Genomic DNA, 18,207 nt, shown 5'->3' with positions numbered 1-18,207 from the left:
GCCCTGGCATTGCTCCCACAATGCCTGACCGACTCCACCGAAATCCACCGATTCCGACCAAGGCTGACACGCCCTGTGTTCCATCCCCAAAAGACAAAACCCCAGTGCGCGAGGCGCCTGGGGTTTGCTGTGCCTGGGGATGGTGGGCACCTGCCTGGCCTTGCAAAAGCCCATGTGCCTGTCCATTCCTGGCCCTGCTTCAGGGTCCCGCTCTTCTTCCGCCGGTATGAACCGGATCAAGTTCGTCGGGTTCGCTGGCCACTGTTTTCACAGCGGTTCGCATCTCAGCGCTTTCGCACACCCCGGAGCAGCCGTGAGTATAGGCGCATCTGCGCCGGCGCAGGACACCGGGCAAACGCCTAGGCTTTCAGCATCAAAACCGACACCAGCGCTTGTCAGACATACGCTGGCAGCTATCAATACTGAAAATCAGACCACGATGGCACTGGCCGAGCCGACCTGCTTGCGCAGCTCGAACTTCTGGATCTTGCCCGTGCTGGTCTTCGGCAGTTCGCCAAACACCACAGCGCGCGGCACCTTGTAGCCGGCCAAATGCTGCTTGCAGTGGGTGACGATGTCCTGCTCCGTCACCTGCGCGCCGGGCTTGATTTCCAAGAACGCACACGGTGTTTCACCCCATTTCTCATCGGGCTTGGCCACCACGGCAGCCGCCAGCACAGCAGGATGGCGGTAGAGCACATCCTCGACTTCAATCGAAGAAATGTTTTCCCCGCCAGAGATGATGATGTCCTTGCTGCGGTCCTTGATCTGGATGTAGCCGTCGGGGTACTGCACGGCCAGGTCGCCGCTATGGAACCAGCCGCCGCGGAAGGCATCGTCCGTGGCGCTGGGGTTCTTGAGGTAGCCCTTCATGGCGATGTTGCCGCGGAACATGATCTCGCCCATGGTCTCGCCATCCAGGGGCACGGGCTGCAGGGTCTCGGGGTCCATGACCCGCACTTCGCGCTGCAGGTGGTAGCGCACGCCCTGGCGGGCATTGAGGCGGGCACGCTCGCCAATGTCGAGCTGGTCCCAGCGCGCATGCTTGGCGCAGACGGTGGCGGGGCCGTAGGTTTCGGTCAGGCCATAGACGTGGGTCAGATCGAACCCCATGGCCTCCATGCCTTCGATCATCGAGGCCGGGGGCGCGGCACCGGCCACCATGGCCTTCACCCCGGCAGGGATGTCCTCTTTCAGCTCGGCCGGCGCATTCACCAGCAGGGATTGCACGATGGGCGCGCCACAGTAGTGGGTGACTCCGTGCTCGCGCATGGCGTCAAAGATGGCCTTGGCCTCGACCCGGCGCAGGCAGACGTTGACGCCAGCGCGGGCCGCCACGGTCCAAGGGAAGCACCAGCCATTGCAGTGGAACATGGGCAAGGTCCACAGGTACACGCTGTGCTTGGGCATGTCCCACTCGAGCACGTTGCTGATGGCGTTGATGGCGGCACCGCGGTGGTGGTAGACCACGCCCTTGGGGTTGCCGGTGGTGCCGCTGGTGTAGTTGAGGGCAATCGCATCCCACTCGTCCTCGGGCAGCTCCCAGGCGAATACCGCATCACCTTGGGCCACGAAGTCCTCGTAGCGGATGCTGCCGACCTGCACCGCGGCATCGCCGTACAGGGCGTCGTCCACCTGGATGATGAGCAAAGGTTCTGTGCGCGTGCGCAGTTGCAATGCCTTGGCGATGAGGGGCGCGAACTCGGGGTCGACGATCAGTGCCTTGGCCTCCCCATGGTCGAGCATGAAAGCCAGCGCTTCAGGATCTAAACGCGTATTCAGGGTGTTGAGTACGGCCCCTGCCATCGGCACACCAAAGTGCGCCTCCACCATCGGTGGCGTGTTGGGCAAAATCACTGCCACTGTGTCATTTTTACCAATACCCGAGCGCTGCAAGCTACTCGCCAATTGCCGACAGCGGGCATAAGTTTGCCCCCATGTCTGGCGCAAGCTGCCGTGCACTACAGCCAAGCGGTCGGGGTACACCGAGGCCGTGCGCTCAATAAAGCTCAATGGCGTGAGTGCGGCAAAGTTGGCCGTATTGCGATCCAAATGCTGGTCGTATTGACTGATCATCTCCCTGATCTCCTATGTGTTGTACGTAATGTTTTCAAAGCATTTCAACATCCATACTTTCACGCAGCGCAGCATGTTCACAACATCAGCAAATACCCGCTTGCACTCCTTATACAAGGTGGCTTCTTTTGATGCGGCGCAATATCACCAATTTCAGTATCGAGTGAAATCAAATCGCTATCTGGACTGGGTCTAAACAGTGCAATCCGAGGCGCAGCTACAGCAGTAGCCCTCAGCGGAATCACCCTTAGGCGGAGCAGATAGCCATGCAATGCCTGCCAAGGCAGGGCATGTATTTCAAAACGACAAGTGCTCTGGAGCCACACATGAAACTCAAACTGCGTCCTCTCGTTGCCGCTGCCATGGTTGTTGCTGGTTTTGCTGCCCCTAGCTGGGCAATGCAAGCCAATAACGAACCGATTTCTCCACTGGTTTCGGCCAAGGTAGCAAACCCTGCCATGGCTGAACTGGGCAAAAAGCTGTGGTTCGATCCACGCCTGTCCAAGTCAGGCTTCATCTCTTGCAACTCCTGCCACAACCTGTCCATGGGTGGTAGCGACAATCTGAAGACCTCGATTGGTCACAACTGGCAAGAAGGCCCCATTAACTCGCCCACCGTGCTGAACTCCAGCCTGAATGTGGCGCAATTCTGGGATGGCCGTGCCGGTTCTTTGAAGGAACAAGCCGGCGGCCCCATTGCCAACCCGGGTGAAATGGCCTTCACCCACGAATTGGCTGTGGATATGTTGAACTCGATCCCTGGCTACCAAACCGAGTTCAAGCAAGTGTTCAAGAAAGAAAAAATCGACATCGACCAAGTGACCGATGCGATTGCCGCTTTCGAAGAAACACTGGTAACGCCTAACTCACGCTTTGACAAATGGCTCAAGGGCGATGCCAAGGCTATGACCAAAACAGAGCTGGAAGGTTACGCGTTGTTCCGTGACAGCGGCTGTGTGGCTTGCCACAACGGCGCGGCAGTGGGAGGCAACTCCTTCCAGCGCATGGGTGTTGTAGAGCCTTACAAGACCACCAACGAAGCCGAAGGCCGCGTGGCTGTCACCGGTGCTGATGCCGACCGCTTCAACTTCAAGGTACCAACGCTGCGTAACGTCGAGCTGACCTACCCCTACTTCCACGACGGCGCTGCCGATACGCTGGGCGAAGCCGTGGACACCATGGGCCGGATTCAGTTGGGCAAGAAGTTCACTAGCGAAGAAAACGCCAAGATCGTGGCTTTCCTGAAAACACTGACAGGTGAACAGCCTCAGTTGACCATGCCGATCTTGCCTCCTTCTAGCGACAAGACCCCCCGCCCACAGCCTTTCGCCAAGTAAGCCGTGCAGCAAGGCTGTCAAACGCCTTGCTCCACCAAGAGCCGGTCACACGACCTAGCAAATCGAAGATTTGCGATAGAGACGAAAGTGTTGAAGCCGTAGGCAGTACGGACGTACGCCACGGTCAAGCAACGAAGCATCAGAGATGCGTGTTACCGACTCCAAGCTTTCGCAGGCTCAAGGCTTCGATCCGCAAAAGTTGCATACCGGCTTTTGCGGATATTGTTTTATCCAGGCTCGCTTGAACGTCATCATGGCCCACCAGCATCCCACCACAGAAACTGTGACCACCAGCAGCATTGAAAATCGCCTACGCGATGCAGGCATCCAGCCCACAAGACAGCGCATGGCGATTGCCCAAGTTCTACTGCACGCTCCCGTGCATTTAGCCGCTGACGATGTCTTGCTGCAAGCACGCCGCCATCTACCAAGCCTGTCACGCGCTACCGTCTACAACACCTTGCCGCTGTTTGTGGAAAAAGGGCTGCTGCGCGCTCTGCGCCTGGATCGAGAGCGCACGGTCTATGACTCATGCACCGATGCGCATTCGCACATCTACCACGAAGACACAGGCATGCTGGAAGACATTCCCCACGACATGCTGCAATGGCCTAACGTCCCCCAGATCAACGATGACTTGGAATTGGTGGGCTTAGACCTGATCGTTCGTGTGCGCCAGCGCCCTGCTCAAAACCCGAGAGATTGATTGATCGAGTCGGCTATTGCAAATTTACAAAGATGTTTTTTTAATTTTCAAAAATTACTAAAATTAATAAAATTTATTAAAAACAATGCACTAAAACAAAATTCACCAAAAAATTAACGTCTTTTAACACCAAAAACAAATGATGTTTTATATAAGACATCATTTATAAAAATCAGCAAAAAGACACACAAACCTCCGAATCATTCCTACAATCTATCCATCGCCAAAGCGAAACAAACAAATGAGGAATGCCCTGGGACTCATCAGGGCGGAGGAGGCTAGGCCTGCATCTTTGATGCAGGCCTTTTTCTTTGCGTTTTAGCCTGTATTGCGCAAACCGGCAGCAATCCCGTTGATCGAGATGTGAATGCCGTTTTTCAAGCGTTCATCCGTCTGCCCGGCACGCCAGCGCCGCACCAGCTCTACCTGCAAGTGATGCAAAGGATCGATATACGGGAATCGATGGCGAATCGAGCGCGCCAATGCGGGGTTGCTCGCCAAGCGATCCGGCTCCTCGGTGATGCTTGCCAACGCTTCGGCAGTACGCAGCCATTCCGCTTCAATGCTGGAGAAGATACGTTTGCGTAAACGGCTGTCAGTGACCAACTCGCTGTAACGCGACGCCAGTGCCAGGTCGCTCTTGGCCAAGACCATATCCATATTGGAGAGCAAGGTCTTAAAGAAAGGCCACTGACGGTACATTTTTTGCAACAAGGCCAGCTGACGCTTCGAGTCTGCGCCCTCCGCATGCAAAAAAGCTTCTACCGCAGCACCGAATCCGTACCAACCAGGCAACGTCAAACGACACTGTCCCCAGCTAAACCCCCAAGGAATAGCTCGCAAATCTTCAATCGCTTGCGTCGCTTTGCGCGATGCCGGGCGCGAGCCAATATTCAACTCGGCAATCTCTCGAATCGGCGTAGCGCTGAAAAAGTAATCCGCAAAACCGGCGGTCTCATACACCAGCTTGCGATAGGCAGACATGCTGGCTTGCGACAACTGCTCTGCAGCCTGCAAAAAGGCTTTGGTCGCGGCTTTGGTTGGTTGCAACAACGTTGCCTCCAGCGTCGCTGCAACCAACGTCTCCAAATTGCGTCGCCCAATATCGGGGTTGGCGTACTTGGACGCAATCACTTCGCCCTGCTCTGTCAAGCGAATCTGCCCTCGCACCGTTCCAGGGGGCTGCGCCAAAATCGCTTGATAGCTGGGGCCTCCTCCACGCCCGACCGTACCGCCACGGCCATGGAACATGCGCAGGCGCAGTCCATACTGCTGATGCAATGCATCAAACAACTCCACCAGTGCCAACTCTGCCCGGTACAGCTCCCAGTTGCTCGTGAAGATGCCGCCATCTTTGTTGCTGTCGCTGTAGCCCAGCATGATGTCTTGGACTGCCCCCGAGCGCTGCAACAAAGCGGCCACCCCGGGAATCGCAAAGTAGAAGCGCATGATGTCGGCAGAAGCACGCAAATCACCAATCGTCTCAAACAGTGGCACCACGATCAGATCAAGCCGCGCATCTGGCTGCTCCAGCGTGCCCTGCATCAACCCCACTTCTTTTTGCAGCAGCAGCACTTCCAGCAAGTCGCTGACAGTTTCTGTGTGGCTGATGATGTAGTGAATGATGGCTTCATTGCCGTAACGCGCTCGCATGGTTTTGGCCATCTCAAAAATAGCCAGTTCGCTGCGTGCCAGCTCTCCATACTGCGCGCCCACCACCCGCAATGGCCGCGCTTCTTGCAACAGCCGCTGCAACAAGGCGCACTTGGAGGCTTCATCTAACTGCACATAGTTCGCCTCGACCTGTGCCACAGCCAGCAGCTCTGCCATCACCGCTTCATGTTTGTCTGAGCTTTGACGCAAATCCACCGTAGACAGACAAAAACCAAATACCTTCACCGCGCGAATCAGCGGCTGCAAACGTTGCGCGGCCAAGCTCTCGCCATGGTGGGCTTGCAAGGAATCCAAAATGATCTGCAGATCCGCCAAAAACTCTGAGGCTTGCGCATAAGGGTTTTGAGGTGCCACGGCATGGCGCGCAGCCTGCCCGCCCGTCAGATGCTCCAAGGTAGCGGCAAGCCGCGCATAAATACTGGTCAAAGCACGTCGATAAGGCTCATCCAGCCGGTGCGGGTTGTGATCGGGAGAGGCATCGGCCAATGCCTGCATTGCAGGCGACACCTGGGCCAAACGCGCAGAAACGGACAGCTCGCCACCCAGGTAGTGCACCTCAGTCAAATAGTGACGCAGCACCACATCACTTTGGCGGCGCAGCGCCAACTCCAAAGTTGGCGCCGTGACATTCGGATTGCCATCGCGATCGCCACCAATCCATTGCCCCATGCGCAAGAAGCTGTGAACGCTTTGACCGTCGAGCGCAGCCTCCAAATCGGCATACAGCTTCGGCACTTCCCGCAAGAACGTCGATTCGTAATAACTCAGCGCGTTTTCAATTTCATCTGCAACGGTCAGTTTGGAATAACGCAGCAAGCGCGTCATCCACAGTTGCGCCACACGCGCACGCAACAAGGCTTCATTGGCCGCCAGCTCTCGCGGCGTCAGCGCATCTTTGGCGCTGTTAAAAAGCTGTGCTCGTGCGGCAATGTCGTCGCGCTCCACCAGCAAGCGTGCAATGTCGTGCTCCGCCTGCAAAATACTTTGGCGCTGCACCTCCGTCGGGTGTGCCGTCAACACCGGAGACACATACGCCTGTGCCAGCGTATTGGCAATTTCATCGGGTGTAATCCCCGCCCAACGCAAGCGCGACAGCGCCACTTCAATGCTGCCTTCCTGCGTGTTGCCAGAGCGCTCATGCACTGCACGGCGGCGAATGTGATGGCGGTCTTCCGCCAAATTTGCCAGGTGCGAAAAATAGGTAAACGCCCGAATCACACTCACGGTCTGGTCGGTGCTCAGCCCCTTGAGCAGCTTCTTGAGCGCCTTATCGGCCTCATGGTCATGATCGCGGCGAAAAGCCACAGACAACTGGCGCACCTGTTCAATCAACGCATACACCGCGACGCCCTCTTGCTCGCGAATGATGTCGCCCAAAATGCGCCCCAGCAGACGTATGTCTTCCATCAACGGCTGGTCTTTGTCGTTTTTACGTACCGCTTTGCTGTGCAAAGCAGCCGGCCTTTGATCTTTCTCTTTCTTTGTCGCAGCAGTCATTTGTACGAATACTCCAGCCGAGTTGTATGGCAACTCAGCATGCTAGCATCGCCCGTTGATTGGAAGGCCACCGGCCTGAGTATTGAAAGTCATGACCGTAGCAACATCCCCTCTCTCCATCGTCATCGCCACCCGTGAAAGCCGCCTTGCACTGTGGCAAGCCGAGCACGTCAAAGCATTGTTGCAAGCGCGTGGGCACAAGGTAGAGCTGCTGGGCATGACCACCAAGGGCGATCAGATTCTGGACCGCACGCTCTCCAAAGTAGGTGGCAAAGGCCTGTTCGTCAAAGAACTGGAAGTGGCACTCGAAGAAGGCCGCGCCCATATTGCTGTGCACTCGCTCAAAGATGTGCCCATGGACATGCCCGAGGGCTTTAGCCTGGCGTGCGTGATGGAGCGCGAAGACCCCCGTGATGCCTTCGTGTCGCCCCGCTACCAGCACCTGGCTGAACTGCCGCAGGGCGCCGTGGTGGGCACTTCCAGCCTGCGCCGCCAGGTGCTGCTGCAGGCCCTGCGCCCCGACCTGAAAATTGAGCCTTTGCGCGGCAATCTGGACACCCGCTTGCGCAAGCTCGACGAAGGCCAGTACGACGCAATCGTGCTCGCTGCCGCTGGCCTCAAGCGCTTAGGCATGCAAGCGCGCATTCGTTCTATTTTTGAGCCCGACACCATGCTGCCCGCTGCAGGCCAGGGTGCTTTGGGCATCGAGATTCGCACTGATCGCCAAGACTTGGCCGATGCACTGGCGCCGCTGGCGCACATGCCCACCTGGCTGCGCGTGGCGGCAGAGCGTGCTGTCAGCCGCGGCATGGGCGGCAGTTGCTCGGTGCCTTTGGCGGCGCACGCGACCTTGCAAGGCGACACCATGCAGTTGCATGCTGCCTGGGGCGACCCTGAGGGCATCAAAGCCTTGGTGCAAACGCAGCAAACGGCTACCGTCACCACCTTGGCGCAAGCCGAAGCTCTGGGCGCAGAAGTGGCAGCCCGTTTGCAGGCAGGCGGCGCCTTGGTCTGCAAACCAGACTAAGCCCCTCTATGGTTCAGCTGGTTGTCACACGCCCGCAGCCCGATGCTGCGCTGTGGGTGCAGCAGCTTCAAAGCGCAGGAATAAATGCCTGCGCACTCCCCATGATGGCGATAGGCCCCAGCCGCAGCCCTGCTGCTGTAGCTGCGGTCCGCACTGCACTGCAGCAACTGCAGAGCTACCAAGCCCTGATGTTTGTCAGTGGCAACGCGGTGCGCCACTTTTTTGTTCAGCTGCGTCAAACAGCGGCGCTCTTGCCTGCATCGGTGCAGTACTGGTCGCCCGGCCCCGGAACCACCAAGGCACTTGCTTTAGAGGGAATTGGCCCTCAAAGCGTTATAGAGCCTACGCCAGACGCTCCTCAATTTGACTCTGAATCCTTGTGGGAGCAGGCCCAGCACCACATCCAGGCCGGAGATCGCATCCTGATCGTGCGGGGCGGCGATGGCGCCAATGCAACAGGCCAAGGCCGCCAATGGCTGACCGCACAGTTGCAGCAACGCGGTGTACACGTGGACTTTGCGCCAGTCTATGAGCGTCAAGCCCCGGAGGCCACACCCAGCCTCTTGCAGCGCATCAGCGAGTTGCGCGGCCAGCAGGCTGTGTGGCTATTTAGTAGCTCGGAATGTGTGCAACATTTGGTGCGCTGCAACACTACCTGGTCTTGGCAAGCCCACACTGCCTTGGCTACCCACCCCCGTATCGCCCAACAAGTACGCCAAGCAGGGTTTGGCAACGTCATAGAGACGCTGCCTACCGTACAAGGCATCACGGCATCGATAAAATCATTGCATGACCACCTCTGACGGCGCCCCCATTTCCTCCCAATCGGTTCCTTTTGAGACGCTGCATGCGCCACGTTCTGCCGCAGCTGGCTGGACATGGCTCTCGCTCCTCATTGGTGCTGCCAGCCTCGGCAGCAGCGTTTTGCTGTGGCAAAAAGTGGATGGAATGAAGGAGCTGCTGGCGCGCCAGGCGCTGGATGCCACCACCCAAGCCACCGAGGCTCGCGCTCTGGCACGTGAATCCCAGGACTTGGTGCGCGACGCCAGCGCCAAGCTCTCCGTCATGGAAGTGCGCGTCAATGAAGTCAGCCTGCAGCGCGGCCAGCTCGACACCTTGGTGCAGAACTTGGCCCGCTCCCGTGACGACACTCTGGTGATCGACATTGAATCGGCCATTCGCATGGCGCAGCAGCAGGTGCAGCTGACAGGCAGCACCGAACCACTGGTTGCCACCTTGCAAAGCAGCATCAAACGCCTGGAGCGCACGGCACAACCGCGGCTTGCACCTGTTCAGCAAGCCATGGAGCGCGATCTGGTCCGCCTGTCGCAATCCGCCGTCACGGATACCGCCAGTCTGCTGGCCCGGCTGGACGATGTGGTGCGTCTGGTGGATGACATGCATGTCCAAAACAGCGCCCCTGTGCCGAACGTGCAGCGCCAGCCGCAGCGCACAGCACCCTCAGCCGCAGGCAGCACGGCCAACGCGGAGGCACCCGCCGCTACCTCTCCCACCCAGTGGCAATGGTGGAGCGACTGGGGGCACAAGATTTGGCAAGCCAGCCGTGAAGAAGCCCGCGATCTGGTGCGCGTGAGCCGCATTGAAAACGCCGACGCGATGTTGATGGCCCCTGAGCAAGCCTTTTTTGTGCGTGAGAACCTCAAGCTCAAACTCCTGAACGCGCGCTTGGCCGTATTGGCACGCCAGTACGATGCGGCCCGCGCCGACATCGGTGCCGCGCAGGCCACGCTGAGCAAATATTTTGATAACAGCTCACGCCGCACGCACCAAGTCCAAGCCGTGTTGGCGCAGTTGCAAGCCCATATGCAAGCGTCTCAGCAGCCCGGTCTGGACGACACCTTGGCAGCCCTGTCCACAGCTGCCGCTGGTCTTTGAGCGCATAAAGGAACCACCGCATGATGCGCGCCGCACTTTGGTTTGTCGGGTTGTTTGCTTTGGCCGTTGCCGTGGCCTTGTTCGCAGGAAACAACCAAGGCATGGTGAGTCTTTTTTGGCCCCCCTATCGGGTTGACTTGTCGCTGAACATGGTGCTGTTTGTGCTGCTGGCGATCTTCGCCATCGGCTACGCCGCCATGCGGGCGCTTTCTGCCCTGGTGATGCTGCCGCACCACGCCAAACACTGGCGTCAGCAGCAAAAAGAGCGGCAGATGTACCAGGCCTTGGTCGAAAGCCTGTCGCACCTGCAGGCCGGGCGCTATGTGCGTGCCCGCAAATCGGCGCTGGATCTGCTCAAACTCAGTGATGCATTGCGCACCGAACATGCCAACATCCCGCAAGATGCCACCCTGCGCGCCATCGCCCACATGCTGTCGGCCGACAGCGCGCACGCCCTGCGCGATGTGCAAGCGCGCGACACCCACTACGCACAGGCACTGGACGATGTGCCGCTGAACGGCACCCAGCAGCAGCAAGAGGTGCGCGAAGGCGCCCAAATGCGTGCCGCACGTTGGGCCCTGGATGACCGCGACCCGCAAGAAGCACTGCGCCGCCTGGCCCAGCTCTCACCCGGCGCGGCGCGCCGCACCATGGCATTGCGCATTCAGCTCAAAGCCAGCCGTTTGGCGCACGAAACCCAATCCGCCCTCGATACCGCCCGCCTGCTGGCCAAACACGGCGGCCTGTCGTCCGAAGCCGCCAGCAGCATTACGCGCGGTTTGATCTTGGAGCAGTTGCAGCACACGCACGATGCCGAGCAACTGCAACGCGTCTGGTCAGGGTTGCACGCGGCAGATCGCCATACGCCCGACATTGCCCTGTCTGCCGCCCGCAAGCTGATCGAGCTGCAAGGCGATGCCAGTGTTGCGCGCAGCTGGCTGCAGCCTGTCTGGGAGCAGTTGGTAAGCGATCCGCAATCCCTGACTACGTTGCAGACACAGCGCTTTTTTCTGGGCATGCAGCAGGCCATGGAAGAACTGGATGCCCCGTGGCTGGCACGCATTGAAGCTGCACAGCGTGCAGCCCCGCAAGAGCCCCGCCTGCAATATTTGGCAGGCATGGCCTGCGTGCAGCGGCAACTGTGGGGCAAGGGCGAGCAATTGCTGCAAGCAGCAGTCCCCCGTTTGAGCGACAACGCCCTGCGTGCCAGCGCATGGAAAGCCTTGGCCGTTTTGGCCGAACAGCGTGAAGACAACGCTGCCGCTGCCCACGCCTGGCGCCAGGCAGCGCTGCAAGCCCCTCTATAACCATAGCTACCAGCGCTTACTCCATAAGCGCTAGAGGCCAATTTGGCTTCAAAGAATGCCCCGACCACCCTATCCCAAGGCGGGGTCGGTAAAATCCCTCTCAATCCGTCATTTCAGCTAACAGCCTACCGACGGCATCCCCTAAGCAGGATGCCGTTTTCATTTGCGAATCCGCCATGAGTGAAAACATTGCCCAGCCAGGCCTGAACAGCCTGTCCAAATCCTTTGAACCTGCCGCACTGGAAGCCCACTGGGGCCCCGAATGGGAACAGCGCGGCTACGGCAATGCGGGCTACCGCGGCACGGGCAAGCCCAACGCCGAGGCCGCTGCTGCTGGCCACAACTTCGCCATCCAGCTGCCCCCTCCGAATGTGACCGGCACGCTGCACATGGGCCACGCCTTCAACCAGACCATCATGGACTCGTTGACCCGCTACTACCGCATGAAGGGTGCCAATACCGCGTGGATTCCCGGCACCGACCACGCAGGCATTGCCACCCAGATCGTGGTGGAGCGCCAGCTGCAAGCGCAGGGCGTGAGCCGCTATGACCTGGGCCGTGACGAGTTCACCAAAAAGATCTGGGAGTGGAAGGAAAAGTCCGGTAACACCATCACCACGCAGATGCGCCGCATGGGCGACACCGTGGACTGGAGCCGCGAGTACTTCACCATGGATGACAAGCTGTCCAAGGTGGTGACCGAGACTTTCGTGAAGCTGTATGAACAAGGCCTGATCTACCGCGGCAAACGCTTGGTCAACTGGGACCCCGTACTGCAATCGGCTGTGTCGGACTTGGAAGTGGAAAGCCAAGAAAAAGACGGCAGCCTGTGGCACATCGCCTACCCGCTGACCAGCGGTGAAGGCAACTTGGTGGTGGCCACCACCCGCCCCGAAACCATGCTGGGTGACGTGGCCGTGATGGTTCACCCCGAAGACGACCGCTATAAGCACCTGATCGGCCAGACCGTCACCCTGCCTTTGGTGGGCCGCCAGATCCCGATCATTGCCGACGAGTATGTGGACAAGGAATTCGGCACCGGCGTGGTCAAGGTCACGCCTGCGCACGACCAGAACGACTACCAGGTCGGTATTCGCCACAACCTGCCCATGATCACGGTGCTCGACCTGACCGCCAAGATCAACGACGAAGCACCCGAGAAGTACCGCGGCATGGACCGCTTTGTGGCCCGCAAGGCCATCGTGGCGGACTTGGAAGAACTGGGCTTGATGGTCGAAATCAAAAAGCACAAGCTGATGGTGCCGATCTGCGACCGCACGGGCCAAGTGATCGAGCCCATGCTGACCGACCAGTGGTTTATGGCCATGAACAAAGTCAGCGAGCAAGACCCCACTGGCAAGTCCATCGCCCAAAAAGCGATCGACGCCGTGGCATCTGGCGACGTGAAGTTTGTGCCTGAGAACTGGGTCAACACCTACAACCAATGGATGAACAACATCCAAGACTGGTGCATCTCGCGCCAGCTGTGGTGGGGCCATCAAATTCCTGCGTGGTACGACGAAGACGGCAAGGTCTACGTGGCCCGCAACGAAGCCGAAGCCCAAGCGCAAGCCCCTGGCAAGACGCTGCGCCGCGATGCTGACGTGCTAGACACCTGGTACTCGTCAGCGCTGGTGCCTTTCAGCACTATGGGCTGGCCCAACCAGACCGATGCGGCTGATGATGACTTCAACCTGTACCTGCCCTCGTCGGTGTTGGTGACGGGCTACGACATCATCTTCTTCTGGGTGGCGCGCATGATCATGATGACAACGCACTTCACCGGTCGCGTGCCGTTCAAGCATGTGTACATCCACGGCCTGGTGCGCGATGCGCAAGGCAAGAAGATGTCCAAGTCCGAAGGCAATGTGCTGGACCCCGTCGATCTGATCGACGGCATCGCGCTGGAGCCCCTGCTGGACAAACGCACCACCGGTCTGCGCAAGCCCGAAACCGCGCCCCAAGTGCGCAAGAACACGCAAAAAGAGTTTCCCGAAGGCATTCCCGCCTACGGTGCGGACGCACTGCGCTTTACCTTTGCCGCACTGGCATCGCTGGGCCGCAGCATCAACTTTGACAGCAAGCGCTGCGAGGGCTATCGCAACTTCTGCAACAAGCTGTGGAACGCCAGCCGCTTTGTGCTGATGAACTGCGAAGGCTTTGACTGCGGTCTGGACATGCACAGCAAGGAGCAGTGCGCTGCCGGCGGCTACCTGCAATTCAGCCAGCCCGATCGCTGGATCGTCTCCCAACTGCAAAAGGTGGAAGCTGAAGTCGCCAAGGGCTTTGCCGAGTACCGCCTGGACAACGTCGCCAACACCATCTACGACTTTGTCTGGAACGAGTTCTGTGACTGGTACCTGGAAATTGCCAAGGTGCAGATCCAGACCGGCAATGAAGCCCAGCAGCGCGCCACCCGCCGCACGCTGATTCGCACGCTGGAAACCATTTTGCGTCTGGCCCACCCCGTGATTCCGTTCGTGACGGAAGAACTGTGGCAAAAGGTGGCCCCCGTGGCAGGCCGCGAAGGCGCATCGATTGCGATTGCCGCCTACCCCGAAGCCCAGCCCGAGAAGATCGACGAAGCCGCGATTGCCTACGTAGACCGCATCAAGGCCATGGTGGACAGCTGCCGTACCCTGCGCGGGGAAATGGGCGTGTCCCCCGCCCAGCGCCTGCCATTGCTGGCCATGGGCGACAGCGCCGAAGCTGCCGAGTTCCTGCAGGCCAACGCGGCCGTACTGAAGAACCTAGCCAAGCTCAGCGACGTCAAAGTGTTCAGCGACGAAGCCATCTGGCAGGCCGAAGCGCAGTCCGCACCTGTGTCAGTGGTGGGCGATGCTCGCTTGGCGCTGTTTGTGGAAATCGATGTAGAAGCGGAGAAAGCACGCTTGGGCAAAGAAGCCAAGCGTTTGGAAGGCGAAATCGCCAAGGCCAACGGCAAGCTCAACAACGAGGCGTTCTGCGCCAAGGCCCCCGCCGCCGTGCTGGAGCAAGAGCGCAAGCGCGTGGCGGACTTTGGCGCCACACTGGCACGCATTCAGGAGCAACTGGCCCGTCTGGGCTGATATGCTCGCCCGATGAGTGAACAAAAGGCGCAGTGTTCTGCGCCTTTTTTCCATCCAGAACTAGAAGGATTGACCATGTCTAACTCCACCCGCGTACGCAAAGCCGTCTTCCCCGTCGCAGGTTTGGGCACCCGTTTTCTGCCCGCCACCAAAGCCTCTCCCAAAGAGATGCTGCCCGTGGTGGACAAACCCCTGATCCAGTACGCCGTCGAAGAAGCCTACGAAGCTGGCATCCGCGACATGGTGTTTGTGACGGGCCGCAGCAAGCGCGCTATTGAAGACCACTTCGACACGGCCTACGAGCTGGAAAACGAACTGGAGCGCGCTGGCAAGCACGCCATGCTGGATCTGGTGCGCAGCATTGCCCCCGCCGACATGAACTGCCTGTTCGTGCGCCAGCCACGCTCACTGGGCCTGGGACACGCTGTACTGTGTGCCGAGCCTTTGGTCGGCAACGAAGCCTTTGCGGTGATCTTGGCCGACGACCTGATGCGCGGCGATCAAAGCGGCCCCGGCGTGATGAAGCAGATGGTGGATGCTTTTGCCAAGCAAGGCCGCTCGCTGCTGGCCGTGCAAGAAGTACCGCTGGAGCACACCAAGCGCTACGGCATCGTCAAGGGTGAAGCCGCAGGTGGCCCCTTGATGCGCATTGATGAAATCGTGGAAAAGCCAGCCCCGGAAAAAGCCCCATCCCGCATGGGTGTGGCCGGCCGCTATGTGCTGACGCCGCGCATCTTTGAAGAAATCCGCAACCAGCCGCAAGGCGTGGGCGGCGAAATTCAGCTGACCGACGCGATTGAACGTCTGATGCAGCACGAAGCGGTGTACGCCTTCCAGTACGCAGGCAAGCGCTACGACTGCGGCAGCAAAGAAGGTTTTCTGGAGGCGACGGTCGAGCTGGCGCTGCAGCATCCGGAAGTGGGCCCGCATTTCCGTGAATACCTCAAAAACCTGAGCATCTAGCGCACGTATTTACTGCGATTCAAACAAGAAGGGCCTGCAAAAGCAGGCCCTTCTTGCGCTAACAGCTATCAAAAATAATTTATCCGTACTTAGCGACGTCGCAAGATGTGGATGTATTCGCTACCCACCGTATCTTGTTGCACCAATTCATTACCCGTTTGCTTGGCAAACGCTTGAAAGTCTTTGAGCGACCCCGTATCCGTCGCCACCACTTTGAGCAACTGACCACTGAGCATTTCCGCCAGCGCCTTTTTGGCTTTCAAAATAGGCAAAGGGCAATTGAGCCCACGCGTGTCGATTTCCTTATGGATGTCCATGGCACTTATTCCTTATCTCGCCCGCATTGTAGGCATTTGTCAAAGCACACGCCCCCCGCATCGACCCCAGCCCCAGTCTATACAGCACAGCTTACAAAGACGGTGCCACCATAAAGCGAGCATCCTCTGCCCACGGTTGCAACGGCCATTTCGAGGGGTCAGGCTCGGGGGACTGGCCAGGCCTGAACGCACCAAACTGCGGCTCAATGCCTTTGCTCTGCACCCAATGCGCCAACGCATAACCTGTGCCAGAGGGCCAGCAGCGCACCTGCTGTGCAGTCTGCCACCGGAACTCCACCAACTCAGGCGACAGCTGGACCGAACCTTCTACACGCACATGGTAAGCAATCAACACCTGGTTCATGCGCAAAAACTCCCAGGCTCCCAGCATGCGCAAGGCCTTGGTGCGCAGGCCGGTTTCCTCCAGCACCTCACGGCAGATACCCGCCTCAGGCGACTCCCCCGCCTCCATGAAACCCGTAATCAAGCCAAATACGCCTTCTTGCCATAACGCATTGCGCGCCAACAGCACTTCACCCTGGTCGTTTTCCACCACCGCCGCCAGCACCGGCGTAGGGTTGCCCCAGTGCGTCCAATCGCAGGACGGGCAACGCAGGCGCTCTTTCAAACCGCTATCTTCTTGCTGTGCCATCCACTGCAAAGGCGTGGCACAACATGGGCAAAACCGCATCTCTTGGTGCATAGCACAAGCTCTCTCACAACAAATTACGTAAAAAAAGCCGCACCCAGTGCGGCCTTGCTCGCAGGCAGCGCCTGCCTTGAGCCACGCATACCGCCCAGCAAAACTTCAATTGCAGTTGAGAGAAGGGCAAAGCCCCTGGCATGCGGGCGCACGACCCGAGGGGACACAACAGCGTTTCAAGGGAGGAATGCGCGGGCCTTAAGCAGGAAACACACCGGTGGACAAATAACGATCACCGCGATCGCACACGATAAAGACAATGGTGGCGTTTTGCTCTCGCTTGGCTACCTCCTGCGCGACCCAGCATGCACCCGCAGCCGAAATCCCCGCAAAAATACCTTCTTCACGCGCCATGCGGCGGGCCATATCTTCAGCATCATCCTGCGTCACATAGACCAACTCATCCACCAGGGATGCATCGTAAATTTTGGGCAGGTATTCCTCGGGCCACTTGCGGATACCGGGAATGCGCGAACCCTCTGAAGGCTGGGCACCGATGATCTTGATGTTCGGATTCTTTTCTTTCAGAAACTTGGCCACACCCGTAATGGTGCCGGTGGTACCCATGGCGCTTACAAAGTGCGTCACCTCGCCCCCGGTCTGCGCCCAAATTTCAGGGCCTGTGGTTTCGTAATGGGCGCGTGGATTGTCTTCGTTACCAAACTGATCCAGTACCACCCCCTTACCCTGGGCCACCATCTGATCGGCCAGATCACGGGCATATTCCATACCGCCACTCTTGGGCGTCAAAATCAGCTCGGCACCATAGGCCTTCATCGTCTGGGCCCGCTCGATCGACAGGTCCTCCGGCATGATCAGCACCATGCGGTAACCCTTGATAGCCGCAGCCATGGCCAAAGCAATACCGGTATTGCCCGATGTTGCTTCAATCAACGTATCACCGGGCTTGATTTCTCCACGCTCCTGCGCGTGCTGAATCATTGACAAGGCGGGGCGATCCTTCACCGAACCCGCGGGGTTGTTGCCTTCAAGCTTCCCCAAAATGACATTGCCACGATCGGCATTGCTTTGCGCATCAATGCGCTGCAAGGCAACGAGCGGGGTTGAGCCAATGGCAGATTCAATCGAAGAATATTTTTTTTGCATAGGCATAACTGTGCCATAATTCCGGGCATGCACTGATGACGCCCGGGTGGTGGAATTGGTAGACGCAGCGGACTCAAAATCCGCCGCCGCAAGGCGTGCCGGTTCGATTCCGGCCTCGGGCACCACAAATATTAATTTGTGACAACGTCAATCAGCGCAAAAAATTATCGCGAGGTGGAGCAGTCTGGTAGCTCGTTGGGCTCATAACCCAAAGGTCGTTGGTTCAAATCCAGCCCTCGCAACCAAGTTTAATCGCTTGCAAAACGCCAACTATGTTGGCGTTTTACCTTTCAGCCCGGGTGGTGGAATTGGTAGACGCAGCGGACTCAAAATCCGCCGCCGCAAGGCGTGCCGGTTCGATTCCGGCCCTGGGCACCATCACACTTACAAAGACAAAAACTTTGTAAGAGAGTTCTTTATTCGTCAATGTGATGAATGAAATTTTCAGAACAAAAAAGCCAGCTTGTGCTGGCTTTTTTGTTTTGTGCGCGCACAAGCAAGTTGCAGTGTTTATGTAATGAGTTTTTTA

General features: G+C 58.4%; 13 protein-coding genes, 3 tRNA genes and 1 riboswitch. Of the genes, 11 read left to right on the top strand and 5 right to left on the bottom strand.

Annotated features, from left to right (window positions below):
• Positions 1-196: 196 nt before the first annotated feature.
• A riboswitch (TPP riboswitch) is annotated at positions 197-315 on the bottom strand.
• Positions 316-429: 114 nt separating this feature from the next.
• Positions 430-2,076 (bottom strand): acyl-CoA synthetase, encoded by a 1,647-nt coding sequence (locus B3R00_RS11095; protein ID WP_286999062.1) that lies wholly within the window; start codon positions 2,074-2,076, stop codon positions 430-432.
• A gap of 326 nt (positions 2,077-2,402) precedes the next feature.
• Here B3R00_RS11095 and B3R00_RS11090 point away from each other — a divergent pair, with 326 nt between their 5' ends.
• A complete protein-coding gene (locus B3R00_RS11090) occupies positions 2,403-3,413 on the top strand; it encodes a cytochrome-c peroxidase (RefSeq protein ID WP_376747664.1) in 1,011 nt (336 codons plus the stop codon).
• 253 nt (positions 3,414-3,666) lie between these two features.
• Positions 3,667-4,119, top strand: a complete 453-nt coding sequence (locus B3R00_RS11085) for a Fur family transcriptional regulator (protein WP_286999061.1) — start codon at positions 3,667-3,669, stop codon at positions 4,117-4,119.
• Between the two features lie 318 nt (positions 4,120-4,437).
• On the opposite strand, the gene ppc is transcribed toward B3R00_RS11085, so the two are convergent.
• On the bottom strand, positions 4,438-7,290 hold the full coding sequence (gene ppc, locus B3R00_RS11080) for a phosphoenolpyruvate carboxylase (RefSeq protein WP_376747665.1): 2,853 nt from the start codon (positions 7,288-7,290) through the stop codon (positions 4,438-4,440).
• A gap of 91 nt (positions 7,291-7,381) precedes the next feature.
• Between ppc and hemC the strand changes: the two genes are divergently transcribed.
• The 6 genes from hemC (at position 7,382) to galU (ending at position 15,551) form a co-directional block, all read left to right on the top strand.
• Positions 7,382-8,317 carry a hydroxymethylbilane synthase gene (hemC, locus tag B3R00_RS11075; RefSeq protein WP_286999060.1) on the top strand — a complete coding sequence of 312 codons (936 nt, stop codon included), beginning with the start codon at positions 7,382-7,384 and terminating at the stop codon, positions 8,315-8,317.
• A gap of 8 nt (positions 8,318-8,325) precedes the next feature.
• On the top strand, positions 8,326-9,120 hold the full coding sequence (locus tag B3R00_RS11070; RefSeq protein WP_286999059.1) for a uroporphyrinogen-III synthase: 795 nt from the start codon (positions 8,326-8,328) through the stop codon (positions 9,118-9,120).
• A complete protein-coding gene (locus tag B3R00_RS11065) occupies positions 9,107-10,213 on the top strand; it encodes a uroporphyrinogen-III C-methyltransferase (RefSeq protein ID WP_286999058.1) in 1,107 nt (368 codons plus the stop codon). Before B3R00_RS11070 ends, B3R00_RS11065 begins: the two co-directional genes overlap by 14 nt.
• A 23-nt stretch (positions 10,214-10,236) precedes the next feature.
• A complete protein-coding gene (locus tag B3R00_RS11060) occupies positions 10,237-11,520 on the top strand; it encodes a heme biosynthesis HemY N-terminal domain-containing protein (RefSeq protein ID WP_286999057.1) in 1,284 nt (427 codons plus the stop codon).
• A gap of 176 nt (positions 11,521-11,696) precedes the next feature.
• Positions 11,697-14,588, top strand: a complete 2,892-nt coding sequence (locus B3R00_RS11055) for a valine--tRNA ligase (RefSeq protein WP_286999056.1) — start codon at positions 11,697-11,699, stop codon at positions 14,586-14,588.
• A 75-nt stretch (positions 14,589-14,663) separates the two neighbouring features.
• Positions 14,664-15,551: a UTP--glucose-1-phosphate uridylyltransferase GalU gene (gene galU / locus B3R00_RS11050; protein WP_286999055.1), complete on the top strand. Its 888-nt coding sequence runs from the start codon at positions 14,664-14,666 to the stop codon at positions 15,549-15,551.
• A gap of 89 nt (positions 15,552-15,640) precedes the next feature.
• Here galU and B3R00_RS11045 read toward each other — a convergent pair whose 3' ends face one another.
• The 3 genes from B3R00_RS11045 to cysM all read right to left on the bottom strand — a co-directional run bounded on the left by B3R00_RS11045 (position 15,641) and on the right by cysM (position 17,678).
• Entirely contained in the window at positions 15,641-15,868 is a 228-nt protein-coding gene (locus B3R00_RS11045; RefSeq protein ID WP_174863535.1) for a sulfurtransferase TusA family protein, read from the bottom strand.
• 91 nt (positions 15,869-15,959) lie between these two features.
• Positions 15,960-16,571 carry an NUDIX domain-containing protein gene (locus tag B3R00_RS11040; RefSeq protein WP_286999054.1) on the bottom strand — a complete coding sequence of 204 codons (612 nt, stop codon included), beginning with the start codon at positions 16,569-16,571 and terminating at the stop codon, positions 15,960-15,962.
• A gap of 198 nt (positions 16,572-16,769) precedes the next feature.
• Positions 16,770-17,678, bottom strand: a complete 909-nt coding sequence (gene cysM / locus B3R00_RS11035) for a cysteine synthase CysM (protein WP_286999053.1) — start codon at positions 17,676-17,678, stop codon at positions 16,770-16,772.
• A 40-nt stretch (positions 17,679-17,718) separates the two neighbouring features.
• On the opposite strand from cysM, the gene B3R00_RS11030 reads away from it, so the two are divergent.
• From B3R00_RS11030 to B3R00_RS11020, 3 genes are all read left to right on the top strand, one after another.
• Positions 17,719-17,803, top strand: a tRNA-Leu gene (locus tag B3R00_RS11030).
• Between the two features lie 43 nt (positions 17,804-17,846).
• Positions 17,847-17,923: transfer RNA gene (locus B3R00_RS11025), tRNA-Met, on the top strand.
• A 48-nt stretch (positions 17,924-17,971) separates the two neighbouring features.
• Positions 17,972-18,056 (top strand) — tRNA-Leu (locus B3R00_RS11020).
• Positions 18,057-18,207 lie beyond the last annotated feature (151 nt).

It is taken from the genome of Comamonas sp. UBA7840, from assembly GCF_002501455.1.
Classification (GTDB): Bacteria; Pseudomonadota; Gammaproteobacteria; order Burkholderiales; family Burkholderiaceae_C; genus Comamonas; species Comamonas jiangduensis.
Note: the sequence above shows the minus strand (reverse complement) of the source record. Positions and strands in the feature narration are given on the sequence as shown.